Source organism: Arthrobacter sp. MA-N2, assembly GCF_000517125.1.
Lineage (GTDB): Bacteria > Actinomycetota > Actinomycetes > Actinomycetales > Micrococcaceae > Arthrobacter > Arthrobacter methylotrophus.
In genome coordinates this window covers 243,574-256,736 of the sequence record NZ_KI912157.1, presented here as the reverse complement: position 1 = coordinate 256,736, position 13,163 = coordinate 243,574, and the positions used below count along the sequence as shown (strand labels likewise).

The 13,163-nt window shown below is 63.8% G+C and carries 9 protein-coding genes and 1 pseudogene; 3 read left to right on the top strand and 7 right to left on the bottom strand.

Annotated features, from left to right (window positions below):
- Positions 1-165: 165 nt before the first annotated feature.
- The 6 genes and pseudogenes from A3M3_RS26665 to A3M3_RS29165 form a co-directional block, all read right to left on the bottom strand.
- The gene (locus A3M3_RS26665; protein WP_051423514.1) at positions 166-2,406 is read right to left on the bottom strand and encodes a tyrosine-type recombinase/integrase; all 2,241 of its coding nucleotides are present in this window, start codon (positions 2,404-2,406) and stop codon (positions 166-168) included.
- Positions 2,407-2,563: 157 nt separating this feature from the next.
- Positions 2,564-3,199 carry a tyrosine-type recombinase/integrase gene (locus A3M3_RS28640; RefSeq protein ID WP_197023375.1) on the bottom strand — a complete coding sequence of 212 codons (636 nt, stop codon included), beginning with the start codon at positions 3,197-3,199 and terminating at the stop codon, positions 2,564-2,566.
- Between the two features lie 397 nt (positions 3,200-3,596).
- The gene (locus tag A3M3_RS26660; RefSeq protein ID WP_231497411.1) at positions 3,597-4,745 is read right to left on the bottom strand and encodes a ParB/RepB/Spo0J family partition protein; all 1,149 of its coding nucleotides are present in this window, start codon (positions 4,743-4,745) and stop codon (positions 3,597-3,599) included.
- Positions 4,746-5,251: 506 nt separating this feature from the next.
- A complete protein-coding gene (locus A3M3_RS28335) occupies positions 5,252-5,404 on the bottom strand; it encodes a hypothetical protein (protein WP_155854501.1) in 153 nt (50 codons plus the stop codon).
- Between the two features lie 504 nt (positions 5,405-5,908).
- The gene (locus A3M3_RS0122795; protein ID WP_028268065.1) at positions 5,909-6,934 is read right to left on the bottom strand and encodes a DUF4192 domain-containing protein; all 1,026 of its coding nucleotides are present in this window, start codon (positions 6,932-6,934) and stop codon (positions 5,909-5,911) included.
- Between the two features lie 563 nt (positions 6,935-7,497).
- A pseudogene (locus A3M3_RS29165) lies at positions 7,498-7,599 on the bottom strand (DNA-processing protein DprA); the annotation flags it as partial.
- A gap of 103 nt (positions 7,600-7,702) precedes the next feature.
- Here A3M3_RS29165 and A3M3_RS26655 point away from each other — a divergent pair.
- Genes A3M3_RS26655 through A3M3_RS27170 form a run of 3 tightly spaced genes read left to right on the top strand, consistent with a single transcriptional unit; the run spans position 7,703 to position 11,918 of the window.
- Positions 7,703-8,866, top strand: coding sequence for a tyrosine-type recombinase/integrase (locus A3M3_RS26655; RefSeq protein ID WP_081737002.1), 1,164 nt, complete (start codon positions 7,703-7,705; stop codon positions 8,864-8,866).
- Positions 8,863-11,325, top strand: a complete 2,463-nt coding sequence (locus A3M3_RS0122785; RefSeq protein WP_028268233.1) for a tyrosine-type recombinase/integrase — start codon at positions 8,863-8,865, stop codon at positions 11,323-11,325. Before A3M3_RS26655 ends, A3M3_RS0122785 begins: the two co-directional genes overlap by 4 nt.
- Positions 11,322-11,918, top strand: coding sequence for a hypothetical protein (locus tag A3M3_RS27170; RefSeq protein WP_051423512.1), 597 nt, complete (start codon positions 11,322-11,324; stop codon positions 11,916-11,918). Before A3M3_RS0122785 ends, A3M3_RS27170 begins: the two co-directional genes overlap by 4 nt.
- A gap of 118 nt (positions 11,919-12,036) precedes the next feature.
- Here the strand turns inward: A3M3_RS27170 and A3M3_RS26645 are convergent, their stop codons facing one another.
- Complete coding sequence (locus A3M3_RS26645) at positions 12,037-12,885, bottom strand: DNA-processing protein DprA (RefSeq protein ID WP_051423511.1); 849 nt, start codon at positions 12,883-12,885, stop codon at positions 12,037-12,039.
- Between the last annotated feature and the right edge of the window lie 278 nt (positions 12,886-13,163).

Below are 13,163 nucleotides of genomic sequence, written 5' to 3'. Positions count from 1 at the left end.
GGCGAATGTCCTTCAAGATTTCCATTGCCTCCATGGCCCTGGCTGGGATCACTTTTGTCCTGTCCGTGGTCATCAGATCCATTGGTTCCATGCCGGTATAGCCGCGGGACCGATAAGGCCTCCCAGAACGGACGTTTTCCCGAAGTGGAGCGCTCCTGTCCCAGTTCAGGCGCGAAAGACCGGGATGCCCAGATTGGTCGGACCGCGCTGGGCGGATTTTTGCGCGTCGGCGCGTTTCTCTTTGAGGAATTGGAGTGTGAGGTCGATGCCCTCAAGTTCGCCCAACCAACCCTTATTTTGTGCAAGCTCACGGCGGGCGATGAGATCGGTATTGATCTCGTCGAGACGTTCGATCATGCCAGGGTCAATCTGGAGCATGGGGCAGCGGATGCAGGCGTGTTCGTGTTCGCAGGGTGTCGCGTAGGGGCGGCCGCAGTTCCCCAGCTCTACTTTGCGTTTGTCGAAGTGCTCCTCGAATTCAGCCCACTCTGTGGGACTTGGAGATCGATATTCCCGTGCCGGGCGGGCGGCCCGGCGCTCGTTGAGGTGTTTTTGGTAATGCCGGATGACGTCTTCGCGGAAGACGGTGACGTAGCCATGGGTTGTTTGGATATCGAGGTGTCCCAGAAGTGCGGCGCCGATGTGGATGGGCAGGCCGTTATTGACCAGGTCCGTAGCTAGAAGGCGGCGGAAGTCATGCGGTGTGAAACGGCAACCGCCCAGCTCTGGATGATCGATGGCGACGGCGTCGCTGAGCTTGGCCAGTTCATCACGAAGCGAGCCGGCGTTGATCACTTCGGTGCGTTGGCCGATCGTACGCTGGAAGAGGAACGGCAGCGGCTCGCTGGTGACTCTTTCCGATGGGTTGAATCGAGTCGCCAGCGGCACGCTTTCCCTGTTCCTGGTCAGTCGCCGGATGATCGTGGCGATGACGTGGAAAAGGTCAGGGCTCATGGGGATGACCCGTTCCCGATCATTTTTGGAGGGAGCGACGACCAAGAGCGCGACGATTTCGCCGTTCGGTCGGATGTATTGACGGATGCTCAGCTGGGACAGTTCCAGCAGTTCGTCGCACCGAAGGCCGGTATGCCTCAAGGTCTCAACAGCCGCCCACTGCCAAAACACGGCGTCCTCGGTGAACGTCACGTTGATCTTGCGGTTGGCGGACAGATCAAGCACGCGGACATTGGCTATTCCATGGAAGCGGCGGTGCCGGGCGTCTCCTTCGGTATATAGCCGTTGATACTGCTTCCCTCCGACGGTGATGATCTCGTCTTTGCGGGTTTCGCCGGCCACTTTCAAAAGTTCATGGAAGTGGTCTTTGCGTTCTGTGGCAGCGGCGATGAATGCCGGCAGCACCGGCTGTAAGAGGCGGATTCTGGAGTCCATGCGTTCTTTTGCCCGGCGGGCCGCTTTGCCCAGCGTCCGGGTCTCTCTGCCCGCGATCGGGCAAGGCGCTACCCAACGGGCCCAGCGTTCGGGCTCTTCGGCCGCCCAGCCCTGCAGGTCAAGATAGAAGGCCCTGATATTCGTCATGACGGCTTCGAGCTGAAGGCGTGGCTTCCCATCTCGGCGGAGGGCCACCACGGCCCGCCAACTTGCGTAGTCCGCTTGAGAGATGACGAAAGTCGCTTGGCCAGGGTTGATCTTTTGGAGGCCCGTCCAAAATTTCCCGCAAATGTCTTCTGCCAGGTCCCGCAAGGTGGCGAAGTCGATGTCGTGGCTGCGCCGGGTCAGGTAGGCAATGAATAAGTCGCGGATGTCGGGGTTGGTGATGTTGTGTTTGTCGACCAGCTCAGCCGGCGTCTGAGCGGGGGGACGCATTGCCCCGCGGAGAGTTGGCGGGACCTGGGCGGGAAAGTGCCCGGATTCAGACATCACCCGCCAGGCAAGGTAACCGACGTGCGTTTCATAGCCACGGCCCCATCCGCCTTCGCGCGTGGCGATGGCGTAGTGCAGCATCGCTTCCGCGCTCAGATCAGCGAACCTGATCCCTTGGGTCGTTAACGCTGATGCCACATCCATCCGCGCGCATCGTTTGAAGTGATGTGATGTGTCCTGTTGTTCCACGAGGGCCAGGAAGCGGTCCAGATCCGGGTCGTCTTGCGCTTGCTCAAAATGCTCGTGGTAGCGGTAGAACGAGTTGATCTTGAACGCTGCCAGCGATGGACGGATGACCCGCAGACAGCACAGGAGCATCAGCGAATGCCCCAGTTCACCGTCCAAACGAAAGTTTCCCGTGGTCAGCTCACGTATTTTGCGGTGACCATCATTGAACCCGGAGGAGATCCATTTCTCCTGCCAGGTCCGTCCGGAGTGCCTCACGAGATAAGCCAGCAGCCATTTCAGCCCGTGATGGCGCAGTGATTCACGTGGCTGCTTGCGGGGCCATATCGTGTCGGTCAAAGCGATGATGCTCTCGGGGCTTGCCGCGTCCAGATCACCGCGCGGCCATGGCGGAAATTCCGGTCGCGCCGCCGGAGCAGCGATGATGACGGTTTGGTTCCGGGTTCTGCCGGGAACAGCTGCGTTTATCGACCGCTGTTGTGGTCGTTTAAGGGCCTCAGGCACCGAACACCACTGAGAAGTCGTCGGGGTCGTAGCCCGGGGTCAGCGTTGGTTGGGGCCGTGGGGATGCCATGTGCTCTTGCACTTTTTGGAAGACCTCATCGACCCGAGGCCGTAGATAGGGAGCCATCGAGGAGACTTGTCGGTGCCGGCTCACGGCCATGATTTCAGGCAAGGTCAGATTCGGGTCTGAGACCATGCGGTTGATGGTCGTGTGTCTAAAGTCATGCAGCGACCAATCTGTACCCAGCACTGCATTCACCCGTTGCAGCATTCGGCGAGCAGCATGATACGTCAACGGCCGCGGTTTGCCGTGGAGCGCCCGCCAGATCAACTCATCTGGCCTGGGAACTCCGTGCTCATGGAAGTACATGGTCAGATACTGCAGGGACTCCGGTGAGACAGGCACCGGTTCCAGGACACGGGATCCTTTCGATACGACCCATACACGTTGCCCAGACCAGTCGATCTGATCGCCGAGGACGCCGAGCAGCTCACTCGCGCGGGCCCCGGAGGACACATACATACTTACCAGGGCACGATCACGGTTGGTCCGCAGAGCCTCCATCAAATCGTCGAAAAGGTCATCCGGGATGGAACGGGGCAGCCATTCGGACTTCTTCTGCCGCAAAGGAGCTCGTCCTACTCCTGGCGCTGTTTCGGTCCGGCCTCGATGAACCATACGTCTCCGCCCTGCAGCCTCAGGAACCGGGTTTATCAGAGGCCCACGACCGAAGCGTGCGTGGTAGGAGTAAAACGACGAAATCACCGATAGGGCGTGATTGATCGTTGCCGGCGCATAGCCGCCGACCAAGGGACGCTTACCCGTGCGCGAATTCCTGCCCCGCTGACCGGTCCCCCGCCGCTGAGGATTCACCGCGGACCGCATCCACCCCACGAGGACCTCGACCTCCGCACGAGTGGCCTGCTCCCATCCACTGCCGAGCAGACCAAGAATGCGCCACCACCTGAGCAAGTCGTTGCCGTAAGAGCGGACGGTCAAAGGGCTCATATCGCTCAGAACGAGATCACGGAGGAACACTGAGAAGTCCTCGATCTCTTGCCCCTTGTCGTCGATGACGACGTAGGGCAAGAGGCCCTCCGGTCTTGGGACTACCGCGCCTATCGCCATTAGGCCAATCTGTCCCTCGAGCAGTTTGAGCCGCACTTCGTCCACGAGGACCGCCTCTCCGGAGAACCCTGATCCAGACTCTACGATGAAGTTCAGTTAACAGGACTGACTGCATCAGCTTGTTGTTCTCGATCAGGGTTTTCCGTTCGGCCTTCTGTTCCTCGGTCATCGGGCCTTTCGGAGCCGATGACGTGCCGTAGCCGCTGTAGTAGCGGAGGGTGAAGCCCAGGTCTTTCCATCCGGTGACGACGGCGACGGTGGAGTGCTCCCCGCGATAGTCCGTCTCGATGTAGACGGCGTTTCCGTCCTCGTCCGTGGCCGGTTCCCCGTCTGCCCTTTTCAGGGACGTGACCCGGAGGGTTTCGCTGTCCTCCCCGTACCCGCATTCCGGAACAATAATCGTTCCGGCGGCTTCCAGCTCTGCAGTGAGAGCGGCCAGCGCTGCGGCGCGGTCGCGCTTGTCGCGCAGCTGCTGGGTGACGTGCAGGAGCATGCCAGGTTCGTCCATGATGACGGACTCGAGCTCGGCGGTCGCTTCCTCGTCTGACTCAAACTCAGCGAGAATGAGGGCTTCCTCGACCGTGTAGCCCTTGCCCAGGGCGGCGGCTCCGGTCTCGGTGGACTTGGCTTTGAGTGCGGACTCGACGGTGGTCTTGGTCCGTCCGGTCTTCTTGGCGATCGCGGCCGCCGAAACCCCGATCAGTGACAGCTGGTGGTAGGCGTCGGCCTCGTCGGCTTCGGTCAGTTCGGCGCGCTGGATGTTCTCCACCACCTGCGTGACGATGCGTTCGGCTTCTTCGGGGCTGTCGATGATCATTACCGGGATGCTGTCCCGTCCTGCTTCGACGGCGGCGCGGGTGCGGCGCTGGCCCATCAGGACGTGTACGGTGCCGTCCTCCTTGCGGTGGGCGATCACGGGTTCCATCACGCCGTGTTCCTTGATGCTGGCGATGAAATCGGCGGTCAGGGCCGCGTCCTTGCGGACGTTGATATCGACGGTCAGGGTGGCCGGGTCGAGCATTTCGAGCGTGGGTGTTGCGGTCATGGTTTTTGTCCTTGCAGAGACGTGGGGCGGGTCGGGCGGCTCAGGTGACCGGCCAGCTTCCCTCTCCCCCCGACGCTTCTATGTCTGTCAAGCGGCTGGAATCGGGAGCTGGCGCGGACTATAGCGGGGCGGCTTTGGTGACCGGCCAGCTCCCCTCTCCCCCCGTTGTTTTGGCTGCTGGCGAAGCTTGCGAGCTGTGGCCGACGGAGGCCCGTCTACCCGTAAGGGCAAGGAGCGGGAAATTCCCGGAGGAAATCAGCGACGTAGGAGCGCCGCAGGGAAATTCCTGGGCCGCGGGCCCCGACGAAGGAGGGGCTAGACGGGCCGGAGCGGACACGTACAATCCGTCAGGACAGCCGCCAAAACAGAAAAAGCGCTTCTACAGCCCGAGCGAAGCGAGGCCCTTTTCAGCGTTTAAAAGGGCTGAGGCCGGCCCCGTGGGGCCGGCCTCAGCTTTCCCTCAGCAAAAGGAAACTCGGTGCTGCAGCGTCATCGCTGCAGGAAACTTACAGGTCCAGCGGGGATTTCTCCCAGGAGATATCAACGATGGGGGCGCCTGGCTGCGGCATGGTCAACATCGAGAGCTCGAGGACGTCCTGGGCATGGGTGGCACCGGCAGGTGCTGCGTCCTCGTCCGTCAGGATGTATTCGTGGCTCATGTGCTGCCCCCAGGCTCGTAGTGGATCGTCTTCGTTTCCACTGTAGCCCGGGCATTCGGCCGTTTACTGCGTGTGGTGCTGCGCCCGCGGCAGCGTGGTCTGTGGCCGGAGGAGATGTTCCTATAGACAACCGCCGTGAGAGGCTTTGCACAAAGACTCACATTTGGGGAATTACTTTGGACATACTTTCGATAGTCCTCGGCGTGGTCGTGGTCGCTGGGCCTGTGGTCCTAGCTGCAGTCGCGCTGTATTGGATCATTCGCCTCGGCGTGAAGCACGGGTTGCGTTCCTATGATCTGGATAAGGCCCGGGAGACAGAACCCGTGGTCTAAGCGCTTCGCGTCCGTGGGGCTGTGGCCTCTTTTTGCAGGCTCCCACTTGCCGGCCACGCCATACCTGATTGCCACCACTGTCGCGCCATCGGCGGCCGGAGGAGCGCATGCGGGGGAGGCCGCCACCGCGCCCAGGGGGCCGGACCGTTTTCCCGGCCCGGCCCCCGTTTGTTTAGTGGTGCCGCTTGTAGGCGGTGTCCTGGTTCTTCGCGACCGGGGCGATGGTTCCCCTGCTGACCAGCTGGTCCATCAGTTCCGCGAGCCGGTAGCCGGGTGTGTCCGTCATGGCTGCGGTGAAGTGGTCCGCGGCGACGGACGATTGGCCTTTGAGGTATGCCAGCCATCCGATCAGGGTCAGCAGGGGCGCCCGGTAGCCTTCGGGCGCGGCGTCGATGAGGTCCCGGGCGGTTTCCTGGGCCCGGTCCACGCGGTTCCAGTCCGGGGTGATGCCCTCCCCCAGGAGCAGGTTCCCGCTTTCCTCGGCGTCGGGCCGTTCCGGGTCGATGACGTTGCAGAACAAGGTGTCGCGCAGGTCCGGGCGCTGGAAGCATGCGAGCAGCTCCACTGCCGTTGCCGGGTCCGTCCAGCCGTCCCGGGTCAGGGCCTCGGCCCACAGTTCCCGTCCGGGATTCAGCTCGGCGCCGAGCACTCCCGGGAGCGCGTGGCGGATTTGTTCCTCCCTGTCTGCCGGTCCTGCAAACGGTGCGTAGCTGGTGCCGGGCGTCTTTTGGTAGCTGCTGCCGCGGAATACCATTTCCGCGTTCAGTTGCCCGTCGGTGATGGACTCCAGCGGTTCGGGCGGGCAGCACCCGGCGTCGCTGTCGCACAGGAGGTTTTGCCAGTGCGACGGGGTGACCAGCCACGCGTCCTGCAGAGGGGTACCCGCACCTTCCAGCGCCTCGATGACGGCCTCGAAGTGGTCGTAGAAGGGGCGGGGCTGTCCGGGTGCGGGGGTGCTGGCTGTGTAGATGGCCAGCAGCACCGCCGTGGCCTGTGTGTCCAATGCGAGGTAGTCCACCATGGAGCGGGCGAAACCGGCGGGTTCGACGAACGCGGGGGCGTCGACGCGCAGGGTCGCGCCCAGGGTCTTGCCCCGCATGGTCAGGAACACAAAGGATTCCCGCGGTACGAACCCGAGGGAGTGCGGGATGAAACCGAGAATGTCGGCGGGGCTGGAGATGCGGATGGCGTCGTTCATGGTGTTTATGTCCTTTGCTGAGGATTTAGGTGGGTGGGGCGGCTCGTGGTGACCGGCCAGCTTCCCCTTCTCCCCCGTTGTTTTGGCTGCTGGCGAAGCTTGCGGAGCTGTGGCCGACGGAGGCCTGTCTACCAGCAGGGCAAGGGGCGGAAATCTTCGTAAGGGAATCAGCGACGAAGGAGCGCCGTCGAAGAATTCCTCACCGCAGGCCCCGACGAAGGAGGGGCTAGACGGGCCGGAGCGGACACGTACAATCCGTCAGGACAGCAGCCAAAACGTCGTAGACAGAACAGGGCCAGGGGCGGCGGAGCCCTGCGGAGCCGGCGCTGGCCCCACAGCCGGCCGCGCCAGCGGACGCCCTTTCCTGGTGAGCCCTGCGAACCCTTCCATCAGCACCCCTGGTCTTCTTTCGGCGTCCCTGGCTTCGGCGGCCGCGCGGCCCCGGTCGCCGGCAGTAAGTGTGCGAATGGCGGTCCGACTACGCCGACCCCCAGCGCAGGCCGGCCACGACGGCAGACCGCCAGCGGTGGCCGCCCCGGCGACGGGGCGGCCACTTGAAGGGGCTATTCTGCGAGGAGTTCGGCCAGTTCGGCTGCATCGGAGACCAGCACCGCCGCGCCTTCTTTTAGAAGCCGGTGGCATCCTGCGGAGTTGGCGCTGTTTATCTGTAGTCATGGAGCAGCGTCTTCGATTGTCAGTTATTGGTTGGTTTTTCTTTGTGGTGGACACGTCAGTTTCGTTGTCAGTGGCTGCCCATAGGGTGCTCCCATGATTGCCCCTGGAGCGTTCGGGTTTCGTTGGGTGCGGTCCACTTCGGGAGTGGACCTGGCCGTCGTGTTCGACCGGCGGAGCGGGGTGATTCATCCGGGGGCGTGTGACTGGTTGCTGTCTTTGGTTGAGTCCGGCGCTTCGCCGAACACGGTGCGCAACTACGGTCTGAGGATCGCGGGGTTCCTGAGCTGGCTTCCGGCTCAGGGGCTGGCGTGGACCCAAGCCAGGCCCTCGGCGATGGTGCGGTGGAAGAACCATCTGTCAGTAACTCCCGTGCAACATGGAGCAGGGGTGGCGACGCTTAGACGTCCCTCGACGGTCGGGGCGTGGCTGGTTGCGGTGGTCGAGTTCTACCGGTGGGCGGCGAATGAGGGTCTGGTCCCAAAGGAGCTGGTGGCCCGTTTGTCGGAGGAGCAGTTCGTTCGGCCTGGTCCTCGGGGTGGGGAACGCGGCCGGACGCGCAGTGTTGCCGCGAAGGAGCTGCGGGTCAGGTCGGTGGAGGTGCCGAGGACGCCCGCGTGGTTGTCGGAGGCAGCGGACCGACGGGCGTTGCTGGCGCTGTCGTTGCGTCCACGGGACCGGTTCTTGGTGGAGTTGCTCTACTTCGCAGGGTTGCGTGTGGGTGAGGCGTTGTCGTTGTTCCGGGAGGATCTGCACTTGCTGGCGAACAATCGGCCGCACGGCTGCGAGATCAGGGGTCCTCATGTTCATGTGGTGCGCAACCGTTCGGCGAACGGGGCACGTGCCAAGTCCCTGCGGGTGGTCCCGTTGCCTGCGGAGCTCGCGTTCTCTTACCAGGAGGCGCTGCGGGAGCGGATCGGCCGTGTTGGTGATGACCGGGGTCGGAACGTTTTCGTCGCCCTGGAAGGGCCGACGGCGGGACAGGCGCTGAGTTACGCGAGGGTGGTGGACTTGTTCAGGCGGTTATCGAAGCTTCTGGGGTTCAAGATCCGTCCGCATGTGCTGAGGCACACGAGGGCGACGATCTGGTTGCGCGGGCTGGAGGGCGACCCCATCGATCTTGACGTCGTACGGGTGCTGCTCGGTCACCGGTCGATCGCTTCAACGCTGATCTACACGCACGCCTCCGAGGAGTCGCTGCGGGCGGCGGTCGCCAACCCGGCAGTCCAGTTCCCGCAATTCCCGGCGGCGGGCGCATGAGCGCCGTTGCGCAGGAACTGACTCCGTCGCCATGCGGTGCCGGCACCGGATGGCGCGAGTTTCTGGCCGGGATGCTCAGCGATGACTGGGCCGTCGGTTCCTGGGACCCGGGCCGCGGCGTGTTGACGATCGACCCGTTCAACGAACTCAACGATTTCAAAGTCTGTGACCGCCCCGGCTGCACCAACCCGGCCGCCCGCGTGGCGTTTTGCCAATCGTGCGTGCGAAGGGCAAGGGCGGAAGGATTACCAGTCGAGGAATACGCCCAAACCCGGCCTAAAGCGGATCCTCTGGAAGGGCGGTCAACGCGGGGCTTCACGCTGTGTGGGGTTCACGACGAGACAGGCCGCCGATGCGGGCGGGCGCAGACGACCCGTGGACTCTGCCCATCGCACTACTACCGGTTCACCAAGAGCTGCAAAGCCCGGGACCTGCCGATCACCGATGAGATGCTGGCGGCGTTCATCACCGACCGGCGAGGGAAAGTGGCCCACCCCTCGGTGCCATGCCCGGTGCAGGGCTGTGACCGGGTGTTCTCCACACCCCTGGGGAGCGGGCTCTGCGACTATCACGACTCCGGGCTGCGGGCGGCGCAGCGGCTGGATCCCGAGCTCACCGTGACAGGGTTCATCGGATCCGACAGTGTCCTGGAACGCCATCAGTTGCCGTTGCGGTCCTTGCCGGAGCCGATGCGCACCGAGCTGCTGTTCGTCCTTCAGCAGTACTCGACCCGCGGTCACGGGAGGCTGGGAGTGAACAAGCTGCGGCCGTTTATCAACGACGCCCGCCACGACGAGCACACCAATCTGCTGGAGTGTTTCCGCACGCACGAGCACGCCACACGGCTCAAGGGAGTCCGGTCGGTCGGGATCCTGGTCTTGGAGAAGGCCCTACGGAGGTTCACCGGGTATGAGTCGCTGCAGGAGGATCTCATCTACTTGCAGGACCTCCCGCTGCGGGTGACGAACTCGCACCCCAACGCCGACCTTGCCGGGGCCCCGCTGGACATGAAGGAAATCTCCCAGCCATGGCTCGCCGCGGCTTTCCGTGAGTGGCTCGGGTCAACGTTGGAGCCCCGAACCCGCGTCCAGCGGTGCTTCGCCGCCTGCGTCGAGGCCTCCGCGGTGCTCCGTGCCAAACGCAGCGACGCAGGCATCGACCCAACCCGGCTGGCCTACCAGGACATGGCGGCCATCTCAACCCGCTTCGAGGCCCGCTGGCCCGTCAGGGCCTCACAAACAAGCCATGCTGTGTGGTGGGAGCTTTGCCGGACCGCCAGACGGCTGGGTACCTGGAGGCAGATCCCGGAAAGCTTCGCACAGAACTACGCAGGCCATAAGAGAACGACACGGCGGGACCGGAACGACCAAAGAGTCGAAAACGACAGGGTCACCCCTGCCGCGGTGATCGAGCACCTGCGCAACCACACAGGTCAAATGAACGTCGGCCGGCACACCAAAATGTATCGGTGCGTGCTGGAGCTATTGATGGAAACCGGACGACGGCCGGGCGAGATCACCTCTCTGGGCACAGACTGCCTCCGACAGGACCGACACGGCGGCTGGCTGCTGCGCTACACCGCCCACAAAACCGGAGGAGCCATCAAAGAGCTCCCGGTCGAAACACCGGTCGTGGAATCGATCCGCCGCTGGGAAGGAGTCCGGGAAGAACTCGGCATCCGGGCCTCCTTCCTGTTCCCGACAGGCCGGCGCCGGCTGAAGGACGAGAACATCCCACACATCGGCGAGACATACCTGGCCCGGATCCTGCACACGTTCGCCGAGTCGCTCCCGCCCGTTCCCGGTCCCGTGCTGGACCCCGACGGGAACACAGTCGACTTCGACCTCGCCAGCGTCCAACCATATGACTTCCGCCGCGCCTACGCGCAGCGGCACGCGGACAACGGAACCGACCCGGACGTGCTGCGCCAGCTCATGGACCACGTCTCCATGGCAACCACGATGGGCTACTACCAGGTCAGTTCAAAACGCCGCCGCCAGGCAGTGAGCACCCTCGCACCCCTGGCCCACGACCGTCACGGCCACCAGATCGGGATCGGTAACGGACGAGTGCAACTGAAAATCACCCCGGTCCCCTACGGAGACTGCGCAGAACCATCCAACGTCGCCGCCGGGGGCACCGCATGCCAGCTCCGGTATCAGTGCGCCGGCTGCGGGTTCTTCCGCCCCAACCCCTCACACATCCCCGAGATCGAAAAGGAAATCCTGAAACTCCGATCCCAGCTGCGCATCGCCGAAGCATCCGACACCGCCACCTACCTCCTCAACGCCCAACGCGGCCTGATCACCGACTACGAAAAAGTGCTGGCAACCATGCGCGCACGCCTCGAACAGCTCCCGCCCGAACAACGCCGCGAAATCGACACCATGTCCGAAGTCATGCGCCGCGCCCGCAGCGCCGCACTGGCCAACAAACCGATCGAGCTGAGAGAACTATGACCACCGGCCACACCCCGGCCAAGGGAAACGCCGCTGCACTGGCCCGGGCACGCGCGCAGACCTCGGCCCGCAAACACCAAGACGTCGCGGCAGCGCTGAGAATCGCCGCGGACCGCGGACACTCACTCACCATCTCCACCCTGGCCGCGGCCGCCGGGGTGAGCCGCCAATACCTATACAGCCAACCAGACCTCGTGGACGCTCTCCGCCGCCACCAAAAAACACAAACCGGTCTCGAAGATCCGCCGCTGCGGGCTGCCCGGGCAGCTGATCTGGTCAACGCGCACGAGATCATCAAACGACTCAAAGGCCACATCCGTGAACTGAACCTAAAACTCGACGCGGGACTGGCAGCGCAGATAGAACTACGTGACGAGAAACGGCTCCGGCAACTCTACGAACAACGCGGCCAAGAGATCGACCGGCTCATCGCCAACAACACCGACCTGTCCCGGGCAGTCGCCCAACTGCGGGAAACCGTCCGCGCCCTCGAAGACGACCTCACGATCGAACGCACCGCACTGCGCGAGCTCACAGGCCAACCATCAAACGTCACCAACATCCGGTTCGGCGACGCCCCGAAACCCACCTAACCTGGGCCTCTGGGTTGCATTCCGGATCCGGCAAGATCCTCCCGACGAACGCTGACCGGAACCACCACTGAAAACACACCAAGTCGTGGACGTCGTTGACACAACAAAACCACGGAATCTAGCGCAGAACAGTTGACAGCACACAGATAACGCTGTGGACGCTCCCGGGGACGGCCGCGACATGCCGGGCAATGGTTTCGGCGTGGTGGGCGGTGTTCAGCGCCCCTGAGCGCCAGCGGGCTTCCACGACACAGGTCGCCCCGGCGAGGGCGGCGATGATGCGGTTTCTCTGCAGGAATCTGTGCCGGGTCGGGGCGGAACCTGGCGGGAGCTCTGAGAGGGTCAGGCCGTTGCTGCGGATCGCGGCGGCGAGGTCCGCGTTGCCGGACGGGTAGTCCCGGTCAAGGCCTCCGGCCAGTACCGCGAGGGTCGCCGGTCCTTCTCCCTTGCTTCCGGCCAACGCGGCCCAGTGCGCGTGGGCATCGATGCCGTAGGCCAGCCCTGAGATCACACAGATTCCACGTTGGGCCAACCCGTAGGCCATATCTCCTGTAACGGAGGCGCCGTAGCTGGTCGAGTCCCGGGATCCGGTGAGGGCCGCACACTTCGAAGGCGCCGGGATGCCGTTGTCGATGTTGCCCCGGTACCACAGCCCGTACGGGGCGTCGGGCAGGTCGTCCAGGCCTTCCGGCCAGTGTTCATCTCCCGGGATGAGGAACCCGCCGCCCAGGCGTTCGATGGTGGCCAGGTCCTTCTCGGCGTCGAGCTCCGGTACCCTCGGAGCCCACCGTCTCAACGCTTCTGACATTTCTTCGACGGTGGCCTCAGGGATGGCGTGTACGGGCTGCGCGCCGGTGGCGAGCCTCAGCGCGGCGTAAGCGCCGAGCCTGCCCACGAGGGCGCGGCCGACACGGTCGCCGGGTTCGAAGAGTCGGGTCAGGGCTGCGCGTGCAATGCGATCGTTCATGGTTTCTCTCGTCCTTTGCTGAGGATCCGGTGGGCGGGGGCGGCTGTGGTGACCGGCCAGCATTCCCTCTCCCCCGGGTTGTTTTTGCCTGCTGGCGGAGCAGCGCGTAGCTGTGGCCGACGGAGGCGGGGCAACCCAAAGGGCAAGCAGCGGATGGGTTGTGGAGGAAATCAGCGAAGCGCCGACACAAGGCATCGGCTGCACAGCCGTCCGCAGGACGGTTGAGCCGGTGGAGCGGGCACGTACGATCCACAGGACAGCAGCAAAAACAGAAAACG